Annotated in this window: 16 protein-coding genes, 2 pseudogenes and 1 riboswitch; of the genes and pseudogenes, 3 read left to right on the forward strand and 15 right to left on the reverse strand. The window is 36.8% G+C overall.

What is annotated here, in order from left to right; translation table 11 throughout:
- Window positions 1-62 precede the first annotated feature (62 nt).
- The 4 genes and pseudogenes from RE409_RS16975 to RE409_RS16990 all read right to left on the reverse strand — a co-directional run.
- A pseudogene (locus RE409_RS16975) lies at window positions 63-450 on the reverse strand (CoA-transferase); the annotation flags it as partial.
- A 61-nt stretch (window positions 451-511) separates the two neighbouring features.
- Window positions 512-1,306 (reverse strand): enoyl-CoA hydratase/isomerase family protein, encoded by a 795-nt coding sequence (locus RE409_RS16980; RefSeq protein ID WP_201223937.1) that lies wholly within the window; start codon window positions 1,304-1,306, stop codon window positions 512-514.
- Between the two features lie 197 nt (window positions 1,307-1,503).
- Window positions 1,504-3,057, reverse strand: a complete 1,554-nt coding sequence (locus RE409_RS16985) for an acyl-CoA synthetase (protein ID WP_201250742.1) — start codon at window positions 3,055-3,057, stop codon at window positions 1,504-1,506.
- 396 nt (window positions 3,058-3,453) lie between these two features.
- Complete coding sequence (locus tag RE409_RS16990; protein ID WP_201250741.1) at window positions 3,454-4,821, reverse strand: sigma-54 interaction domain-containing protein; 1,368 nt, start codon at window positions 4,819-4,821, stop codon at window positions 3,454-3,456.
- A 1,528-nt stretch (window positions 4,822-6,349) separates the two neighbouring features.
- Window positions 6,350-6,497, forward strand: a riboswitch (cyclic di-AMP (ydaO/yuaA leader).
- A 167-nt stretch (window positions 6,498-6,664) separates the two neighbouring features.
- On the opposite strand from RE409_RS16990, the gene RE409_RS16995 reads away from it, so the two are divergent.
- The gene (locus RE409_RS16995; RefSeq protein WP_201185466.1) at window positions 6,665-7,927 is read left to right on the forward strand and encodes a cation:dicarboxylate symporter family transporter; all 1,263 of its coding nucleotides are present in this window, start codon (window positions 6,665-6,667) and stop codon (window positions 7,925-7,927) included.
- 594 nt (window positions 7,928-8,521) lie between these two features.
- On the opposite strand, the pseudogene RE409_RS17000 reads toward RE409_RS16995, so the two are convergent.
- The 9 genes and pseudogenes from RE409_RS17000 to RE409_RS17040 form a co-directional block, all read right to left on the reverse strand.
- A pseudogene (locus tag RE409_RS17000) lies at window positions 8,522-8,875 on the reverse strand (GyrI-like domain-containing protein); the annotation flags it as partial.
- A 95-nt stretch (window positions 8,876-8,970) separates the two neighbouring features.
- On the reverse strand, window positions 8,971-9,978 hold the full coding sequence (locus RE409_RS17005) for a histidinol phosphate phosphatase domain-containing protein (protein WP_309557832.1): 1,008 nt from the start codon (window positions 9,976-9,978) through the stop codon (window positions 8,971-8,973).
- Window positions 9,972-10,760: a DeoR/GlpR family DNA-binding transcription regulator gene (locus tag RE409_RS17010; RefSeq protein ID WP_201185471.1), complete on the reverse strand. Its 789-nt coding sequence runs from the start codon at window positions 10,758-10,760 to the stop codon at window positions 9,972-9,974. The genes RE409_RS17005 and RE409_RS17010 overlap by 7 nt, the downstream gene beginning before the upstream one ends.
- Entirely contained in the window at window positions 10,757-11,761 is a 1,005-nt protein-coding gene (locus RE409_RS17015) for an ABC transporter ATP-binding protein (RefSeq protein ID WP_201223931.1), read from the reverse strand. The genes RE409_RS17010 and RE409_RS17015 overlap by 4 nt, the downstream gene beginning before the upstream one ends.
- Window positions 11,758-12,537, reverse strand: coding sequence for an ABC transporter permease (locus tag RE409_RS17020; protein WP_201223930.1), 780 nt, complete (start codon window positions 12,535-12,537; stop codon window positions 11,758-11,760). Before RE409_RS17020 ends, RE409_RS17015 begins: the two co-directional genes overlap by 4 nt.
- The gene (locus tag RE409_RS17025; protein WP_201250739.1) at window positions 12,534-13,370 is read right to left on the reverse strand and encodes an ABC transporter permease; all 837 of its coding nucleotides are present in this window, start codon (window positions 13,368-13,370) and stop codon (window positions 12,534-12,536) included. Before RE409_RS17025 ends, RE409_RS17020 begins: the two co-directional genes overlap by 4 nt.
- Before the next feature lie 29 nt (window positions 13,371-13,399).
- A complete protein-coding gene (locus RE409_RS17030) occupies window positions 13,400-14,218 on the reverse strand; it encodes an alkaline phosphatase family protein (protein ID WP_201223928.1) in 819 nt (272 codons plus the stop codon).
- Entirely contained in the window at window positions 14,208-15,317 is a 1,110-nt protein-coding gene (locus RE409_RS17035; RefSeq protein WP_201185480.1) for an ABC transporter substrate-binding protein, read from the reverse strand. Before RE409_RS17035 ends, RE409_RS17030 begins: the two co-directional genes overlap by 11 nt.
- Before the next feature lie 554 nt (window positions 15,318-15,871).
- A complete protein-coding gene (locus tag RE409_RS17040; protein WP_201250738.1) occupies window positions 15,872-17,278 on the reverse strand; it encodes a catalase in 1,407 nt (468 codons plus the stop codon).
- A gap of 603 nt (window positions 17,279-17,881) precedes the next feature.
- On the opposite strand from RE409_RS17040, the gene RE409_RS17045 reads away from it, so the two are divergent.
- Window positions 17,882-18,052, forward strand: coding sequence for a hypothetical protein (locus RE409_RS17045; RefSeq protein WP_201250737.1), 171 nt, complete (start codon window positions 17,882-17,884; stop codon window positions 18,050-18,052).
- Between the two features lie 249 nt (window positions 18,053-18,301).
- On the opposite strand, the gene RE409_RS17050 is transcribed toward RE409_RS17045, so the two are convergent.
- Window positions 18,302-18,808: a hypothetical protein gene (locus tag RE409_RS17050; protein WP_201253666.1), complete on the reverse strand. Its 507-nt coding sequence runs from the start codon at window positions 18,806-18,808 to the stop codon at window positions 18,302-18,304.
- A 207-nt stretch (window positions 18,809-19,015) separates the two neighbouring features.
- On the opposite strand from RE409_RS17050, the gene RE409_RS17055 reads away from it, so the two are divergent.
- Window positions 19,016-20,290, forward strand: coding sequence for an IS110 family RNA-guided transposase (locus RE409_RS17055; protein WP_309557833.1), 1,275 nt, complete (start codon window positions 19,016-19,018; stop codon window positions 20,288-20,290).
- A gap of 476 nt (window positions 20,291-20,766) precedes the next feature.
- Here the strand turns inward: RE409_RS17055 and RE409_RS17060 are convergent, their stop codons facing one another.
- Window positions 20,767-21,210 carry a carboxymuconolactone decarboxylase family protein gene (locus RE409_RS17060; protein WP_201223916.1) on the reverse strand — a complete coding sequence of 148 codons (444 nt, stop codon included), beginning with the start codon at window positions 21,208-21,210 and terminating at the stop codon, window positions 20,767-20,769.
- Window positions 21,211-21,566: the final 356 nt, after the last annotated feature.

Genomic DNA, 21,566 nt, shown 5'->3' on the forward strand with positions numbered 1-21,566 from the left:
AAAGTTCACTTTTCTTGTCTACAGAACTCTAATTATTTTCCCGAATAAATCCATTGTTTCTTTTAAACGTCATTTCTTTGAGTTTTGTGTGTACATCTAAAGATTTGTTCGACTGTGAATCCTTTTGCGACTTCTATTAGTTTCAAGCCCTTTTCTGTAACGTCCTTTACCGCAAGATCCGTGATGATATGTTCAACCACGCTTTTTCCTGTGAGCGTAGGGTGCACTCTTTCAGAATTTTGGATTCGCCATGTTTATTAACGTGTTCCATAATCACAATTGTTTTGCGTGCACCATGGACAAGGTCCTTCGCTCCGCCCATTCCTTTCACCATTCTCCCTGGAATCACCCAGTTAGCCAAATCACCATTATGGGGCACTTCCATTCCTCCTAAAATGCAACATCAATATGCCCTCCGCGAATCATGGCGAAAGATTCCGCACTATAGAACTAGACGGACCCCGAGGAACTTTTTCAAAAATTGACTTGACTCTGGTTTTGTCATGAGGGATTACTGATCAACGAAATTTGGCTCTCTTTTATTAATAAAGGCTTCAACACCTTCCTTAACGTCCTTAGTCTGAAAAACATGACCAAAATTTTCAGCTTCAATCACGAGTCCATCTTCAAGTGTTTGTTCATAACCATAATCAATAGAATGCTTTGCAAAAGTTAAAGATTGTAAAGAATAATTGCAAATACATTTTGCAATTTCCATTGCTTTTTCTAAAGATTCCCCCTTTGGCACAACATGATTAACAAGCCCTATTTGTTTTGCCTCTTCTGCATTCAGTGGCTCTCCAGTAAAGATCATTTCTTTTGCTTTGGCTTTACCTATCAGTCTAGGAAGTCTTTGAGTTCCCCCTGCCCCTGGAAACAAACCCAATTTAATTTCAGGAAGCCCAATCCTAATTTGTTCCTCTGCAATTCGAATATCACAACTTAAGGCAAGTTCACATCCTCCACCTAATGCTAATCCGTTGATTGCAGCAATAGTTGGTCGAGATAAACGTTCAATTTTATTAAGTGGTTCCTGAAGCCAAAGTGATTTCCCCTTTCCTTCTTCCACTCCTTTTCCAATCCATGCTGGAAATTCTTTAATATCCCCTCCAGCAACAAAAGCTCTTTCGCCTTCACCAGTAAGGATAATGACCTTAACGTTGTAATCGCTTTCAATTTCATCTACCACAAGATTCAATTGTTCTATAACATCTGCGCTTAATACATTAACAGGTGGATTATCAATAATAATCGTTGCAATATTACTCTGTTTTGACCATGAAACAACTTGATCCTTATTCTTCATCGGCTTTCCTCCTCAACCTAAAGTGTACTTGTGGGTTCCAGATGCTCTGGCATTGTTGAAAAACGTGCATCAGTGAGTAAACCCAGATATTTATGTTAGAATCCTTGATGGTTATGTGCATGTTTAAAACAAAGTGAAATAATGTATTCACAAAACCTTTTTATAGTACCTTTTTTAACCTTCGAGAAATTCCTTATTTATTCCATACCACTAAACTGTTTTCGAAGAATAAACTTTTGAACCTTACCGGATGGGGTACGTGGTATTTCATCAACAAATGTGACCTTTCTAGGTTTTTTGTAGCTAGCAAGATGTTCCTTACAGTAATTAACAACATCTTCCTCCGTAAGTTTGGCTCCTTCTTTTTTAACAATAACAGCACATACAGCCTCAATGTATTTCGGATCAGGAATACCAATTATAGAAACTTCCTTCACTTCATCATGGCGGTATAAGACATCTTCAATTTCCGCAGAGTAAATGTTTTCACCACCGCTCCGAATCATATCTTTTTTTCTGCCTGCAATTGATAGATACCCATCATGATCGAATTTTCCCATGTCTCCTGTTTTACACCACCCATTCACAAATGTTTCCATTGTGGCATCAGGTTTTCTCCAATAACCCTCAGAAACCGCTGGACTTTTAATAGCGATTTCACCAATTTCACCAACAGGCAAAGGCGTTCCATCCTCATCGATAATATTAATTTCTGTAAGTGGCATTGGCTTTCCAACGGTATGGCCTTTTGTAAAAGCATCCTGTGGTTCAAGCGAAGCCGCAATTGGTTGTCCTTCAGTTAACCCGTAAACTTGAACAACTCCAATTTGAGGAAACCTCTTTTTTAATTGTTCTAGTGCCCATGGCATTAGCGGGTCACCACCTGTATAAATAGTTTTTAAAGATTTTAGCTGATACTCTTCAATTTCAGGCAGATTTAGCATTTCATAAATCATAAAAGGGAATAAAAAAGAATCGGTCACATTTTCCTGTTCAATAACGGAAAGAATTCTTCCAATCTCGAATTCTTGGCTTTTTGTAATTATTACGCTTCCACCCATCATAAGAGTAGGAAGTGCGATATCTTCCATCGCTCCAACATGGTATAGTGGTCCTGTCGTCATGGCAACTTCTCGCCCTGTAAATTTCCATTTCAGCGCTTGTATCGTGGAAAACCAGAAAGTTGTATCATGAGTCCAAATTGCACCTTTAGGTCTTCCCGTTGTGCCTGATGTGTACATCAGCATGACCGGATCGTTTAATTTAATGTTATCGACTTTGACCTCATCTACCGAACCACTTTCTAAAACACTCCATGACTCAGACCAACCTGGGATTGAGCCATTTCTATGAGGTAGACAAAAATAACGCTCAACAGAAACATGATTACAAACTGATTCCAGATGATTGGCTAAGTTCGAATGGAAGCACAATATTCTTGTCTGTGAATCATTTAATGCATACTCAAGCTCAGCACTTGAAAGCCTAAAATTAAGTCGAACTGCAATTGCACCGATTTTCGCAATGGCAAAATATAGACTAAAATATTCGAGGCAGTTGTAAAGTAAAATACCGACACGATCCCCTTTTCGAACGCCAAATTCGTAAAGCTTGTTTGCATACGCATTTGATAAATGGTGGAGATCGATGTACGTCAATGACCTTCCTACTTCTTCTTTTATTGCTATTTTTCTAGGATTTATATTATTTAAATCATTTGCCATTTTTCTTGTGATAAAACCAACATCCAATGAAATTCCTCCTTTTCAAGGTAAGCAGATTCAAAATTCAATACTGTTCAAAATAATTCTCAATCTTTCTAAACAAGGCCCAATTTCTTTCCTCCTTTCTTCTAATTTTGGTTGCAAGATTCATTCCAAAACGGAAAAACCCTATACTGACTTACTTTTCTTATTTATCGAGGAATATCCAAATGTTTATTTTCCGATTTTTCAGAAAATAAATAAAAAAAATCAACTTAAGTTAGATCAGTTGATTTTTTATTCTTCAGTTTTCATAATTTATATAATAATTAATCTGTTCTATAGCCTTTTTTCTCCTTTAATGTGAACTATATCTACACTAATACGGAAATTATAATATAAATCCGGGATTTCGGAATGCATTCTGAAATCCCGGATTTATATTTATTGGTCAGAAATTTGATATTTTTTAATTTTATCGTAAAGGGTAGAATTTCCTATTCCAAGAGCTTCCGCAACCCGTTTTTTATCAAACTTAAACCTCCTTAACGCTCTTTCTATTGTCTTCTTTTCTGTTTCCTCTACACTATCCTTTAAACTTACTTCTTTCCTATTCACCTTATGACGTTTTAGATAATCAGGTAAAGCATCTTTTCCCATTACCTCGTCATTTGATAGGTGAACACCTGCATCAATCACATTCTCTAGTTCTCTGACATTCCCTGGCCAGTTATATTGCTCTATTAATGAAAGCACCTCAGGGTGTATAGAGGTTACTCGTTTTCCTATTCGGGCTGTGACTTTTTTTAAAAAATAATCTACAAGTAAAGAGATATCTTCGATTCTATCACTTAAAGGAGGAACAAATAATTGGACAGCATTAATTCTATAAAATAGGTCTTCACGAAATAGCTTTTCTTCAACCAATTTTTCTAAAGGGCGATTTGTTGCAGCAATCACTCGAACATTAAGTTTTTTTGGGTAAAGCGAACCTACAGGCTCAAATTCTTTCTCCTGAAGGACCCTTAATAACTTGACTTGCATTTGCTGAGGCATATCACCAATTTCGTCAAGGAAAACAGTTCCACCATCAGCAAATTGAAACTTTCCAAGTTTACCTCCCTTTTTTGCCCCTGTAAAGGCACCATCTTCATACCCGAAAAGTTCAGATTCTAACAAGTGTTCCGGAATTGAACTACAATTTATTTTCACTAGTGGTTTGTCGCTTCTCCCACTTAACTGATGAATGCTATGTGCTATTATTTCCTTGCCTGTACCGCTTTCTCCTCTAATTAGTACAGAGATATCACCTCTAGCCACCCTTTTCACACGTTCTTTTAACTGTTGTATTTTTTGTGAATTGCCAATTAAATTGTGTAAGGAATACTTTACTCCATTTGTAACATCACTTTCATTTCTGTAAAAATTATGTTTTGTCAGTATCTCCTTAATGTGGCTATTCATTTTATTCCAGTCATCAAGATCACGAAACATTATTGTCCCAATCGCACCAATTATTTCCTCATTTTCGATGATAGGAATGCGATTAGCGATAACAAAATCACCACGAAGAAAATGTATATCAGCGATTTCCGATTTACCTATTTGCACTACTAGGTGTAGCCTTGTATTTTCAATTATATTCGTCACATGTTCACCAATCACTGAGTCGCGTTCAACATTTAAAAATTCACAATATTTATTGCTAATATATTGAATTTTCCCATTACTATCGACAATTACAATTCCATAATATGTACTTTCAAATACCATATCTAATAGTTTATTATTGGAGAATTGTCCAGTCTTCATCATAAGTCTCCTTTACCTAGAATCCTTTACCATATAATACCACGCATTATATTCAATACATATTTACGAAGTGAAAATGTTTCAAAAAAGACTGCGAAATAAAGTGTTCATTAAAAAGAAATCGATGGAGATATTTTATACCCTCACTAGCGTAATCAATCGGATTATAACGATCTGAGTATGCCATTTCCGAAAAATAAATAAGTATACTAAAAGACTTTAATCCTTCCAGTTTATATTTTAGGGAAGCCATACTCTAATATGTTTGTCAAATAGGTTTGGAAAATGAGATCACATACGTAAATAATCAAAAGACCTATTTAGTATTTGAAACAGAGTAATAAGCCAAAAAAAGGATAATGGTAAAAAACTATTCTTTTTTTCGTGGTTATCCTCTGCTTTCTCTCATAAATGAAAGTTTACGCTGCTGTCCCGATACTTGAATAGAAAAAAGCTCTGTAAAGGTTCCTCTTAACAGAGCTTACCGACATATTAAAGTATTTTTACCAAGTCTTTTCTAGCACTCAAGCAAATACTCTCACCTAGATAATCCATTTGCTCCTCATCAGATAGGTTAACAACAATCTCCTGAGAGCCTGATACACACTATACCACTCTTTTTGAACCAACAAAATGGACCTTTTTTAATTTAGCCTCAAACGTAATTCTATTAGGCTGAAAGCGACTTTGGGTAATGTTTAAGTGTCGAAGATGATACTCAGTTACTCCCTTGTTTTGAAAAAACTTTAGAGCATACTCATGTAAATTCCTCCCTAAATCAGCTCGACGTTTTTCAGGAATTAGATAATAGATTTAGATAATAGATTTACATAACCAATCTCATTGCCTCTGACTGTCGTATTGTAAGCTTCAATTGACCAATTGGTATGCCATTTTCTACCACTATCACAAAATCATCGGGTATTTTCCAAGGAATAAACTTTAACACACTGTAAGTCTAAATTACACGATAGAAGAAAAAAATGAAAAAAGGGAACTGTTATGGCTGAAAATCAATCAAGTTTACCTTGAAAAATGTAGGAACTATCCGATATATAAAAATAATTAAGTGTTTATATTGAGAACAATAATGGTGGTGTGTGCTCAGTATGGAAATTATCGAAAAATGTCGAAAAAAGTCTTATATTCCCGAATTTTCTTTAAATAATTATTGTAAGCGCTTCATTTTAATGTTACATTATTGATTCATCCCTTAAAAATAAGGAAGAAAGGAAGTATTTTATAATCACTGAATAGAACTACATAGATTAAAAAAGGAGGATGAAATTGGTAAAAGAGGAAGCGTAAATGGGGATTTACACCACACACATATCTCAAAGATTACCAAACTTTATATCAAACTTGCGATTTTAAAAAGATTTTAAATGTCTCATGTATTAATATCATTTGAATCATCGTATTTTCAATGAGCCCACTCTAAAAAAGAGGATGAATTTTTATAATCGTAGAGAAAGATGGCGTGCCCCTAAATCCTATAATAAATATTTACAGATTAATATTTTTATTATAAGTTGGTTCTCTTAATCTTATTAATAGAACGGGGAAACCATTTTGCTGATATTTTCCGCTAGGGGTGAATTCAGAGATGATAGGGTATTTGTGTTTCCAATTCCTAACCCGACAGCTAACCTCGTCAGAGTCTAAAGGGAACATGTATGAATAGTCACGCCAATAGGAATCGACAAATGAAGTGTCTTTTCTTTCGGTATAAAGACAGAATTTTCAAAAAATAAAATTCACTTTCTTTCTATTTAATAACTTGTATCCCTTACGAGACAAAATGTTTTTACATCAAAGAACTTATGGAATGTGAGGAAAGTAAATGAAGAAAATTAAATTAAGTTTAGCTAGCCAAATATTCATTGGATTAATTCTAGGGATTATTGTTGGTGCCATTTTTTATGGTAATGAGACTGCCCAAGGCTATTTACAACCATTGGGAGATATGTTCTTACGCATGATTAAAATGATTGTTGTACCAATCATTGTTTCAAGTCTGATTGTTGCCGTTGCAGGGGTAGGCGATTTGAAATCAGTAGGTAAAATTGGTGCCAAATCACTTTTATACTTTGTGGTAGTAACGCAAATAGCAATTCTTGTTGGTCTGGTTTCCGCTAATTTACTTCAGCCGGGCGCTGGTATAAACATGAACCAGCTTGAACAAACAGATATATCCAGTTATGTAGATACAGCAGAAACTAAGCAGCATGAATCTTTTGTAGATACAATTGTTCACATCGTACCATCGAATCCGATTAAAGCGATGGTAGAAGGCGATATGCTAGCCATTATTTTCTTCTCTGTATTATTTGGCGTTAGTATTGCCGCAATTGGAGAAAAAGGTAAACCGGTATTTCGATTCTTCCAAGGTACGGCAGAAGGGATGTTCTACTTAACCAACTTGATTATGAAATTCGCTCCAGTCGGTGTATTTGCACTAATAGGGGTAACAATCTCTAAATTCGGTTTGGCGTCATTAATTCCTTTAGGTAAGTTAGCGCTTTCAGTATATGGAACAATGCTTTTCTTTGTACTTGTCGTTCTTGGAATTATTGCTAAAGTAGTAGGGTTTGGTATTTTTAAATTGATTAAGCTTCTAAAAGAAGAGTTAATTTTAGCATTTTCAACAGCTAGTTCGGAATCCGTCCTCCCAAAAATCATGGAAAAAATGGAGAAGGCCGGATGTCCAAAACATATTGCATCATTCGTAATTCCGACAGGCTACTCTTTCAACCTTGATGGTTCTACGTTATATCAAGCATTAGCAGCCATTTTCATTGCTCAAATGTATGGAATTGATTTGAGCATCATGCAGCAAATTACCTTAATGCTAGTGTTGATGATTACATCTAAAGGAATTGCAGGTGTACCAGGTGTCTCCTTCGTCGTCCTTTTGGCAACACTAGGCACCGTCGGTATTCCAATTGAAGGCTTAGCATTTATTGCTGGTATTGACCGTATTCTTGATATGGGTCGTACGGCAGTGAATGTTGTAGGTAATGCACTTGCAGCAATCGTTATTTCTAAATGGGAAGGTCAATTCCACCCTCCTGCCAATAATAAAAATCTAGAACAAGTATCTTAATATTAAAATCCAGAGTAGTGTGTCACTCTGGATTTTTTTGGTGTAGTTTTCTGTTTACCTTCACGTCAGATCATTCCTTCCTGCTTCCAAATTTAGTGACTTTCATTTTGTCTCAGTCAGAAGTCTTAAACATGAAAATGCCAGATTGCCAGATGTTCAATTACCATTTACTTTCTTTTAAGGCTTTACTTCCTTCGTTAATCTCGTATGAAAAAATTCAATAAAGGTATTATCGTAAAGGAAACCTTTTCTTTAAATGGATGAGATGAGAGTGATATTGTTTCTTCCTCACAGGACTAATACTTGCCTTGCTCATTAAGTATTAGGTGATTTTGTTTGTCTTGCATTTTAAACTTCATATTAGGGCTTCCTCCTTAAGGTTTTGAGTTAGAATGGTATCTACACTCATATCTTACTGAGGAGCTCTATTTTTTTCAAAATCAAAAAATAGCTATCTACAGGAATGCTAACCTGCCCCGATAGTTCCATAATAAAAAAGATTACCTTAGCCATTATTGAAGTAAAGTAACTGGTAGTTGAGTAAAAAAATAAGAGCTGTCGAAACAGCTCTTCGCATAAATCTTTCGCCTATGCTTACTTTTTCAAAACAGGAATCCATATTTCACTTCTAAATGTTGGTGAGGTTACATCTTTTTTTTCGTTCCAAAGGATTTCTGGACCTTCTATTTGTTCATAGTTAGAGGATTGAAACCATTCGGAATAAATACGTCCCCATACATTTTGCAGTGTTTCAGGAAAAGGTCCGACTGCTTCGAATACCGCCCATATATATGCATCAACTTCAAGCAGTGTTAAGTTATCTGGGCACTCCCTCGTTGAGGCTACGCCTATATAATGATCAAGCTCCCCTTTTTCCTCCAACCTGCCTTCGGAAAAGTTCGCAGATACACTAAGCAGTCCTAATGGGCTGACATTCGATAGTTTTTGTTGCAATTTGTAGCTGAAGTCGCTGGATCTTCACCCATTCGGCGTGTGCAAAATTCGTGCATCTCGCTCCAGGGGGCGGCAAAAAAAGACCCATTTTACCGGATCTGCACTAAGTTTCTTTCTCTTTGATGGAAGGTTGCTAGATGTGAGGCACCTAATTGCTGCAACATTTTCTTGTTCTCTGCAACATATTTTCCAAGATCATCTGGATAGTGTGAATCTGAAGAAAGGGTAATCGGAATACCTTCGTTAACAATTGTCGTTAGAAAATCAATGGATGGGCACATATCTTTGGCCGGATAGCGATAGTATAAACCCGCATTCACCTCTGTAGCGGTATTCGTTTCCTTTAGTGCGACAGCAATGCGTTCATACCATTTTTGATTAAAAGATTCATTGTTTACTTTGAAATTAAATACTTTTAAATTATCTAAATGTGCAACAAAATCAAACATGTTTGAACGGATCATTTTTTCAACTGTTTCATAAAAACGAGTGTACAGCTCTTCTAAATCATATTCTTCAAAGTGAGATGCGGTTTGTGGGTTATCAAATCCCCAGCCATCCATATAATGAATAGAACCAATCACATAGTCCCACGGTTTTCCTTCTAAGAGTGCTTCTAGTTCCTCTTCTTGCCCGACAAAATAATCCGCTTCAATTCCTAACTTTAATGAGACACCTTCTTTTTCCCAGCGTTTTTTTGCTGCTACAATCGCTTCAACGAACTCATCCATTTTTTCTGTCATGACATTTTTTATCCAATACGATTGTAATACACCAATTGAATCGCTCGGATCAAGATTTAACGCCTTTTCAAAATAATTTTTTGTTTCTTTAAAACGATACAAATGATCGACAATACCTACTTCTTTCATTCCGATTTGTTTCGCTTTTTTTAAATATAAATCAAGCCACTCTTCGCCGTAACAACCACCATTCAGTCGCTTTTGCAACTGATTCACTTGATACTCAATTTTTTCTTTCGAGCCGTATTCTTGCACTTCGTTTGGCTGAAAATGTCCAAGGGCTTTTGCCGTACGTTCAAGCCAATTAAACGAATACGGGCCTTCTTCTAGATGTACATGATAATCGATTAACATTCTGATCCACTCCTTTTTGCGATAATCCAACGTTTATACCATTCTTTCCATTCCTTCGGACAAGGCTGATTACTAATGACTTCATCAAAATGGCTCGCATCACCAAATGAAAAGAAAGACGGAATACCTATTTTTGATGAATCTACAAGTAAAATATTCTTCTTGCTTCTTGCCATCATTTTAGCTGAAACGAGTGACTCATCTAAATCATAATCATAGATTGTATCTCCAACAATTCCACCGCAGGATATAAACGCTTTATCCATATGCATATGACTTAACCATTCTAGCGTCATTGCACCCGAGACAGAGGATTGCGCAGGGTTCGTAAATCCACCTAACAAAATAACCTTGCCCGTCACACGCTTCTCTTCAATCGCTTGGTTAAAGCGATCTGCTGCTGCAATTGAATTTGTCACAACAGTTAAATTTTGAACATTTTGAATTAAATCGGCAATATGAAATGTTGTCGTTCCAACATCGATGCCAATCGTATCACCATCTTCAATACGTGATATCGCTTCGAATGCAATTTGTTCTTTTTCTGCACGATTGATATCAAGCTTCCGTAAGTAAGCTTGTTCTTTTTCTAATGTTGTATATAGAACTGCTCCTCCATGCACTCGAGTTATCTGCTCCAGTTCTTCTAACTCGGTCAAGTCTCGACGAATCGTTTCTGGTGTAACAGAAAACTTCTTTGCCATTTTTGCAACTGATACGCGTTTCTCCTCATTCACCCATTGAATAATTAAACGATGGCGTTCTTCCTTTAATTGATTCATGATAAGGCGATTACATCCTCTGGTTCTACGAATAATTGATATTCCATACCTTTTTCAAATGCAGAGGCACGATGATGCAATTGTTCAGTCGTAAATTGCTTATTGTCCGCATGAAAAGTTGTACGGATCACATTTCCATTCATAATAGAATCGCCAGCAATTGCGCTTAATTTGTAAGAGGAGACCTGAGCTTGTAAATGAATAGATTCTGGACGTATCGCATATTTATCTGCGGATAACGCTACATTTTTTCCAATTAATTTTCCTATCTGCTCTTTTGAAAAAACATTGTATCGTCCTATAAAATTGGCAACAAATTCGGTTTTAGGATGCGTGTAGATTTCAGATGGTGTTCCTTCTTGTGCAATCTTTCCATTATTCATGACGAAAATACGATCGGAAACAGACATCGCTTCTTCTTGGTCATGTGTAACAAGAATCATCGTCATATCCAGTTCACGTTGAATCGCTCGAAGTTCGACTTGTAGATGTTTACGAATTTGTGCATCAAGCGCACTTAACGGTTCATCAAGTAACAATACTTTCGGACGAACAACGAGAGAACGAGCAAGCGCGACACGTTGCTGCTGACCACCGGAAAGTTCATGCGGATACGCCTCTTTCTTCTCTTGTAAACCAACGAGGTTTAACATTTTCCCTACTAGCTCTCCCACTTCATTTTCTGGTTTTTTGAGCATCTTTATTCCAAACGCAACATTTTCATATACGGTCATATTCGGAAATAATGCGTATGATTGAAATACCATACCTACTCTGCGGTTTTTCGGCGAAATTTTCTTCATATCTTTCCCATCAATCATCACTTGACCGCCAGTCGCATCTGTTAGTCCAGATAATATACGCAAGATTGTACTTTTCCCACAACCACTTGGTCCAAGTAACGTGACAAATTCGCCATCTCTAATGTTCATATCAATTCCAGAAAGAACTTTTGTATCTTGATATTGTTTATAAACGTCTTTTAACACTACGTAACTCATGCGCGTGTCATTCCTTTCGCTCTTTTCGTTAATGTCGCCATTACTAGCGTCAAAATACCCATCAACACGATGTATACGAACACAATCGCACTCGCAACATGACCACTTGTACTTAATTTTGACATTAAATAAATTTGAACCGTTTCAAAACGAGAACCTACAACGAGGTTTATCAAAACAAATTCGCCAAATAAAACAGAGAATGATAATAGCGCTGAAACAAATAATCCTGGATAAACTGATGGAAGCAACACTTTCCGGAAAGCTTCCATTTTTGAAGCGCCTAGTAATTCCGCTGCATCCATTAATTGACGGCCTTGAACATTCCGTAAGCTATTTCGTGTTCCTTGGTACATATATGGAAGCACGCTAATGACATATACCCCGAGCACAGCGAGGATCATCGGTAAACTAGTTCCTGAATAAAACCGAATTAAACCAACTGCTAAAATAACACCAGGGAAAGCATATACCATCACAACACTTGCCTGGAACCACTTTTCTAACGATGGAAAGTATAATACGATCACGAAAATCGCCGGCACAATAAATAATATAGAAATGAAAACTGCACTACCTGAAAGAAGAACAGATCGTCCGAACGCTTCTATAAATCTTGCATCTTGAAATAAAGTCTTAATCCATTCCAACGTTAATCCTTCCGGTAAAATGGTTTTATTCCATTCCGTTGAAAATGCATACAAAGCGGTCGCTAGAATTGGTAGGGCTAAATATACACCGATCAGAATGAGGATGACGATTGTAAATTTTTTCATCGTTCTGACAAATCCTTTCTCGTTTTCTTGGTGAGCCATTCACTAAGTAACATCCCGATAATCATGATCACACCAAGTAAAACAGCAATGGCACTCGCCAATTCTGGTTGAGCAAAAATATCCCCCGTAATGAGTGCCCCGATACGAATTGCCGCTAAGTTAAAATTACTCCCTGTTAAGGCGTAAGCAGATGCATATGCACCTATCGCATTAGCGAACAATATAGTGAACGTGCCCGCAATACCAGGAAATAAAATAGGCAGTCCGATTTTTTTCCAAAATGTAAATTTAGAAGCTCCTAATAACGCAGCGGCATCTTTCCATTGTTGCTGAATACCGTAATAAATCGGATATAAAAGCATGATTGAAAGCGGGAGTTGAAAGTAAATATAAATGAGCAACAGCCCTGACCAACTATAAAGAGAAAAAGATAAATCCCAGCCGAACGAATCAAGCGCTAATGTAAAGAGACCGCTATTTCCAAGTAAGACGATAAATGCAAAAGCGAGTGGTACACCCGCGAAGTTGGAAGTCAAGTTGGACAAAATCAATAACCGTTCACGGACCGGTTCAGGAAAATACGTCATCGCATACACACCTAACAAGGAAACGACTAACGCGACGAATGCTGAAACGACTGACAAAGCTAAACTGTTTTTAAACCCTTGTAAAATATAAGAACTTGTTAACACTTCTTGATAATGTTCTAACGTAAACCCTTCACTATTTGAAAAACTACTCATCAACATGTAAAAGAGTGGTACGAGAAAAAAAAACGTCATCAACAAAGCGAACGGGACTAGTATGAAAAGTACTCTTTTTTTTCCATTCATAATCATGATGTCTCCCTTTATTTAATTGACTAGACCCCAGGTATGATGAGAGGGACCATCGCTTCTGATGGATCGATTCCGAGTAAATGGCAAGCAAGTGGCGCCACTTGTAGCTGAGAGATAATTTGATCCTGAACAACCGGCTTCACTTTATTCGAAGCAATAAATAACGGAACATGGCGATCATTAGTTGTATTCCCACCGTGATTTCCATCGCTTGTCATTCCGTGATCGGCTGTCACGATAATGTTGTATCCAAGTTCCATCCATTCTGGCAACGAAAGTGCCAATAAGGCATCTGTAGCTAAAACGCGATTTCGATATTGAACAGAATCTGCTGTAAATTTATGTCCATCATCATCTACATTCATCGGGTGAATATAGATGAAATCTGGTTTCTTTTCTGAAACGAGCCACCTAGCTTCTGCGAATAAATGGTTATCTGGATAATGATCTTCAAAGTAGAACAGACCATTTTCAATAGGGGCATCTTTATCTAATTGAATTCGATCCATTCCAGGACGAAATGGCGCATGATTATATAGCTCACTTACCCAATGATAAGCAGCTGCAGCGGTTTTCTTCCCGCTGCGTCTTGCTAAATGAAACAGACTTTCTTGTGTTGATAAGCGGACGACTCCATTGCCAACAATTCCATGGACTAAAGGTGGCGTTCCAGTCAAAATCGTTTCATATAGTGGCCGAGATAAAGAAGGGACTTCCGATTTCACTTCATAACGCGCGACCTTTCCTTGTTCAACGAGATGTTGCATAAAACCCATATGAGAACACGCTGTATCAAAACGCAACGCATCCACAACGATCATAATTAAACGATTATTTGACATGGATTAACACCTTCTCTTGCCACATTTGAGGAATTTGTTTCGTTGTTTCTTCCCAAGCCTTTTGATCGCCAACTGGTTGGGCATTTTTATACATGTTATCCGGTAATAGAAGAGATTGAACTTCTTCTGATAATTCAACATTTTCACGAATTGGACGTGCATACCCTTTTGCTAAATTTTCTTGACCCTCATCTGAAAGAATGTATTCACGAGTCAACATAGCAGCATGCGGTTTTTTTGAATATTTATTAATGATTGTGGCATAACCAGATGTAACAGATGCCTCTTCTGGAATCGTTACGTCAAATCGTGCTTCATCAACTTGTTTACGATAACCCAGTGCATTAAAGTCCCAAAGTAAAGCAACATCAATTTCACCTTTTTCTAGATTAGCAACACTAGGATCACCAGCAGATAAACGACCTTGTTTCGCTAATTCTGCAAAGAAGTCAATACCCGGTTGAATATTCTTTTCGTCTCCACCGAAAGCATAAGCAGCTGCTAATATAGCAAATTGTGCTTGGTTTGCTGTTAACGCATCACCAATACTAACTGTGTAATTACCATTTTTTATATCTTCCCAAGAAGTCGGGACCGTTTTTACGTTATTCTTATCTGTAATAATTGCCATCGTTCCTGTATAGCCAACTACCCAGTCTCCGTTATCATCTTTCGCCCAATCTGGAATGTCATCCCAATAGGACGTTTTATAGGGAATCGTTAAGTCTTGTTCCTCTGCAATAGGTCCAAAGGCAATTCCAACATCACCAATATCAGCTGTTGCATCATTTTTTTCAGCTGCAAATTTTGCTAACTCTTCTGCACTCGACATATCTGTATCAGTATGTTGCACATTATATTTTTCGCCCAACTCATCCCAAGTTTCCACCCAGTTTGCCCAAGTATCCGGCATCCCAACTGAATTAACTTTGCCTTCTTCTTTTGCCTTGTCTTCTATTTGTGTCAATGTCAATTTGTTATAATCTGCTTCTTCTCCTGCGCTTGATTCTTTAATATTATTATTTGATGAACATGCTGCTAACATTGAAATAGTCATTGCACCGATTATTCCTGTTTTCCACTTACGGTTCCAAGACATTGTCGTTTTCCCCCTAAATATGTTTGTTTTTATTTTGTTTCACACTATGAATATACAAAACAAATATTAAGCAAACATAATTCCAACACTAAGCTTTTGTAAATCTCAATTTACAGAAGCTTTACATCCAACATTCTATTTAAGATGACTAAAGTAATAAGTACCAGAGCCGCCCGTCACCACGCTAAGGTAAGAAATTAGAAAAACTTAAAATCGGTGCCTGTCACTCCCGATATTTACTAGATTTTGTCGACAGAATACTAGAGAGGGAGAGTTCGTGATGATTGATGAATTCTGTTTTCTTTCAAAAACACCACAAAAACTCAGTCCTAAGACTGAGCCTAATTTAGCAGTATTCATAAGTGTGGCGCCTTGAAAGGCATCCTGGTTTTGTAGATCATTGTCGAAGTGCAGGGCACCCCAATCTATAGGGCAGGTTAATTAACGGCAAAGCTTCTTTTTTCTTTCTATTTAAAAATTAATATTATTTTTTAAAACCTTATATACAAATTTTACTGTTCATTAATAATAACCAAATTTTAATTTTTATATCTTTATTGTTTTTTTTGTTGTATCTCAATTCTTTTTGCCAAGTCAGATGATACCTTATTTAAATACTCCATAACTTTCTTTCTAATATCATCGGATATGACTATCAAGTCGCTAGCCAAATTTTCTACAAGATGTTCTTTTTCTATAGGAGTTAACTTCATATAGAATTCACCAGCCTGCATAAAATCATCATGCTTTGTTATAGAAGTTCTTTCTAGTTTTCCTTCAACATATCTTCCATCACCACTTGTAATTTGGTTAGCCGTTGTCCAGTCTTGCTGTTGATTGACTGGTACTTTTCGAAATTCAGGCCCAATTCTTCTTCTTTGAGAATCATTATAAATATTGGCTCGGCCCTGCAGTATTTTATCATCAGATAATTCTGCACCGTCAAGTAAATTTGAAGGGGAGAAGGCGACTTTTTCTACTTGTTCCATATAATTATCAGGATTTTTACTTAATACCATTTTCCCTACTGGTATAAGAGGGTATTCTTTCTCATCCCATACTTTTGTATCGTCTAAAGGATCATAAGAAAGATGGGCTTCATCTGCAGGATCCATGAGCTGAACGTATAAGCCATATTCCACTGATTTACCACCCGCAATAGCATCGAATAGATCTTTACCAGCATAATCAGGGTTTTCAGCGGCTAGTCTATTTGCTTCCTTGCGACCAATGTATTGTACACCTTCAAATGGATACCAATGGTATTTAACATACTTTCTAATACCTTGAGCATTTCTCCAAACATATGTATTCACACTATGTCCTGGTATGTGACGAAGACTTTTTACTGTACCTGCGTCAGAGTAGAGACGTACAATAAAATGAATAGATTCGGGTGCTCTTGCTACAAAGCTCCAAAATCTATCAGGGTCAATTAAGTTATTTTTGGGTGAAGGTAAGAATGCTTTAATAAATTCTGGGAAACGTATCGAATCACGAACAGAAAAGACGGGGATATGATTACATAAAAGGTCAAAAACACCTTCTTCTGTATAAAATTTTGTAGCGAAACCACGTACATTTCTGGAAGTATCAGGTGTTCCTTTCGTACTGACAGCTAATGAAAAGCGAACCATAACAGGTACCTTATGATCAGGATTTTGTAAAAAGTTCAGTTTTGTGTATTCGGACATCGAATATATCGTTTGAAAATAACCAAATGCACCAAATCCTTTCACATGAACCGGTCTTTCTAATATTTTTTCATGAATAAACTCTTGTAAGGACTCGTGGAGTACATTATCTTGTTCCAGTACAGGTCCTCTAGAGCCGACTGTCTGTGAATGAAGTTTAGCTGACTCATCATTAGTCCGTTTGGAGAGGTCTCTATATAACTTTTTTCTTTCATTAGAGTCTTCTTCTGATAAAGCTTGCGTCTGTTTAGAATCTTTTTCATTCATTATCATGGCCTCCAAAATTCATTTTCCTTCAATCGTTACTAAATATGATTATTAAGCCTCGAATATGTATCTTCTACTTTTATTTTCAACATTTATTAGAAATATAGTTTTTTAAAGTTATCAACTTTTTTCAGGACAATACAAAAAAGTCAAATTAAATCAGTGTTTGAACATACCGCTAGGTAAAGAAAACTCATATGCCGTGGGCCTGTTGGAATAGGTGGAATTATGAAAAAATGAAAATGACGAAGGGAAATTACATGTGCAATAAAAAAGTATTACTTTTCTTAGTTTGAAAAAACATAAGTAAGCTATATAAACCAATAACAGCAGTAATAAATAATAGTGTCATTAACATCTGTACTGTATTTACAGTGTTTGATAAATGACGTTTCCATATTTTCGTAATATTTCCTTTTAAAACTAAAATGTCCCTTTAGCTCAATAAGAAAAGCTAACCTTATTAAATAATCGCTCTGTAGAAGAACTCAATATAATAAATGATCGTGTATTCATAAGACTAATAAAATAAAATGCATTTTTTTAAAATGTATATATATGTTAAAATCATAATAACAAATATTGGATAAGGCGGATGCATATATGAGTAAAAATGAAGAGGAAAAACATAAAATAAAAAAAACTGCATTGGATAGAGCAGGTCTAAGAACTTTTATGGGAAACCCTGAGGACTTTGAACTTTCTTTTTACGGAGTATTTATGGCTTGCGTCCCAATCTTCATATTAGGAGTTGTAGTTTGGTACAATTGGTAATTAACCAACATTTATTTATTAAAAAATGAAGATAATTAAGTTAACCACATAATAACCCAGTATTGCTAATATCGCTGCCCCCACTTTTAACCACATTTTTGTATCTCCTATTGTTGTTTTAATTCCACTCAGTTGGTCAGTAGTTATAGCTGTCTTTCTAAGGACATAGTTTAAAGGTAGAACTGAGGTCTAAATACCTTCTGTGTGGGTTCGACTCCTACGGTTCCGGAGGTGTCTTTTACTGTGGTTTCATTCTTCCCACTCATAATCGGGATTAAATTCTTGCGGATCTATTTCTGCTTCTTTATATGTAACGGGTTTTCCATTTGGCAACGTGACAGTTATTTCGGTTTTTTCTTTATTTAATTCTAGCGTTAGAAAAGAAGTCTTGTTTGATTCTTTGCTAGATATTATACCGGTTAGTTTTGATCCAGTAGATTCTGATAACTGGAAATGCTTTATGATTGTATCTTTTCCCGTTTTAGTGAATTTTTCTAATGTGAACTTGGATCTACCCTCACCACCGTCACCATCACTTTTGATTAGTATATAAGATCCACCATTCATCCAGCCACCATATATATGATACTTGGGTGCTTCGTAAGAGGGTACATCCTCTTGTTGTGTAGAATCTTTCACCTCATTTTTTTGCTCTACATCTACCTTTTCATTTTTTATGACTTGTTCTTGTTCGTTGTCACAAGCAGCAAGACTCCATATAACCAGGAGTCCTACGAAGATTTTTTTAAAAGTCAAAGGCCTGTCCTCCTAAAAGATGAATGTAAATTTCGAACCATTAAATTATCCACCCTAACATTGAGAGCAACCTCACTTATTGAAGTAAAGCACCCGTTAGCATTCCTGTAGATCGTTAAATATCAGGTTTGAAAAAAATAGAGCCCCTCAGTAAGATACGAGTATAGTGTCCAATCTAACTCAAAGTCTTAAGGAGGAAGCCCTACTATGAATTTTAAAATGCAAAACAAACAAAATCAACTGATTGAAAGAATTACGGATCAACATCTAGTTGTTGGTGTGGATATCGCCCAACACGTACACGTGGCCCGTGCTGTAAACTATCGAGGCATTGTGATCGGGAAACCTTTGTCTTTTGAAAATAGCGAAGAGGGTTTTACTAGATTACTAAATTGGATCAAGGAACTAAAACACATGAAAAACCTAGACACCACGATAGTCGGAATGGAACCTACCGGTCATTATTGGATAAACCTTTCAAAGTGGCTAGTCAAACAAAACATTGATGTCGTTACGGTCAATCCTCACCATGTCAAAAGAAACAAAGAAAATCGTGATAATACGCAATCCAAAAGTGATAAAAAAGATGCCCTTGTCATCGCTGATATGGTGAAGAATGGCTATTATGCCTTCGTTCGTTCCACTTCAGAATCATTTGAAAAACTTCGTGTCCTTATCGCCAACCGAGATGTGATCGTTAAGCGCCTTGTTAGCTCCATCAACCAGATTAATCGCTGGGTGGATGTTGTCTTTCCCGAGCTCCGGCAAGTGTTTAAAGACGTATCATGTAAAGGGGCAATCGCAACCCTACGCCTCTTTCCTACCCCAGCTGAAATATGTTCCTTACAGCCTCAAGATATCGTAAACGGGTGGAAATCATGTATGAAGCGACATTCCGGGCATAAAAAAGCCCGTTCCCTGATTACATTGGCCAAGCGTTCAATTGGTACGAAACAAGCCCTTGATGCGTATAAACTTCACTTGGAACAGTTATTAGAGGAATATGATCTCGCTTCATCCCAACTCGAAAGAGTGACGCAAGAAGTCACAAACGTCTTGGAACAGATTCCATTCGTTAAGCAAATACTTGCCATTAAAGGAATCAGCGAAATTTCACTGGCGGGCATCTTAGGAGAAGCTGGAGATCTGAGTGGGTTCGCTCACGGGAATGCGCTCCTTCGTCATGCAGGATTGCATCTCGCTGAGGCAAGCTCTGGGAAGTGGAAAGGCCAAATTGTTCTTTCCAAACGTGGAAGATCACGCCTGCGGCGTTACCTCTTCCTTGCGACCATGAGTCTGGTGATGAATAACCCTGAGTTTAAAGCCCTACACTCGAACAATGTTAAGGTGAAGAAGATTAAGAAAATGAAATCCATCATGAAACTATGTGGAAAACTCGCCCGTGTCCTAGTAGGGATTGCTCGTAATGGCTCTGTCTATAAACCGGAAATGGTATTCCCTCTTGAACAACTAGCAGCGTAAATTTACATTCACATTGTTTTTACGAAAGTTGGCTTATTCGTAGGATTTCAAAGAAAGCACGAAGTACTGGATATATAGAACAAAAGGGCAATGACCCGTTCCGTTAGCAAAACCAGCCTCCACCCCTTGGATAGGCATGACGAAGGAATGAAAGGGCATAGGATTATGACCCGTTGAGACATGGGAGGGAAAGCCTCCAGGGGCAGCGTGGAAAATGCGTGCAGCATATGTAATAATATGGGATTCTCAATGGATCCCCTATTTCAACCTGCCCTCATCTTATCAAAACGATCCTATCTCTTTCGTTCATTTAAAGCAACCTATACCATGTGGTTTGAAATCCTGCGAATAAGCGAGTATTCGTGAGCATTATCTATTAAACTGAGGGAGTTCTATAAGACCAATTGTAGAGTTGACACAAAATATGCAACAAAATAAATGAAAAAACGAACACCATAGGATGTTCGTTAAGAAAATTAACTCTTAGTTGCTGTATTGCCCATTGCAATAGAGATTCTATTCCAACTGTTTATTTGATTAATAATAAGAACTAGATCAACATATTGTTTCTCATCATAATGTTCTCGGACACGCTTGTATAAGTCATCAGGAACTCGTTTTGTTGGTATCAAGGTAATATGCTCAGTAAGTTCCAAAGCAACTTTTTCTTCAGGTGAATAAAAATCGCATTCTTCCCAGGCATTTAAACAATAAATTCTTTGTTCAGTTTCCCCCATCTTACGAGCATCGGATGTATGCATATTGATGCAGAAGGCACAACCGTTAATTTGAGAAGCTCTAATTTTGATCAACTCTCTAGTAGTTCGATTAATAGAAGAGTTTTTAGTGTACTTCTCCATATCCATCATAATTTTCATACCATCGGGTGCAACATCATTGTAGGAGATTCGTTGACTCATAAGGCACAACCCCTTTGCTTTAAGATAATTTTATTATACCTGCCGACGACCATTTATACCATTTTTTTACTTTAGGTATATTTATAATCAAGAGAAATTTTAGCTGGAATAGAACATTTAGTTGCTTCGCAGTACGTTTAAACAGAGAGACTGTACAGCACATATCCATACAGTCATACTGTGAAAACAAACGTCATTAACTGTGCGTTTACATTAAGCTTCTTCAACTAAACTACCTCTCTAGTTCCATAAGAAGAAAAAAGCAACAATTCGAAAGTTGCTTTTTCCAATTTATCTTATTCAGAATTTTGTACGCTAGGAGAACTTCAACCTAAAAAAAGTCGAATTCTTTACTA

Origin of the sequence: Peribacillus sp. R9-11 (assembly GCF_031345095.1) — a bacterium.
GTDB lineage: Bacteria > Bacillota > Bacilli > Bacillales > DSM-1321 > Peribacillus > Peribacillus butanolivorans.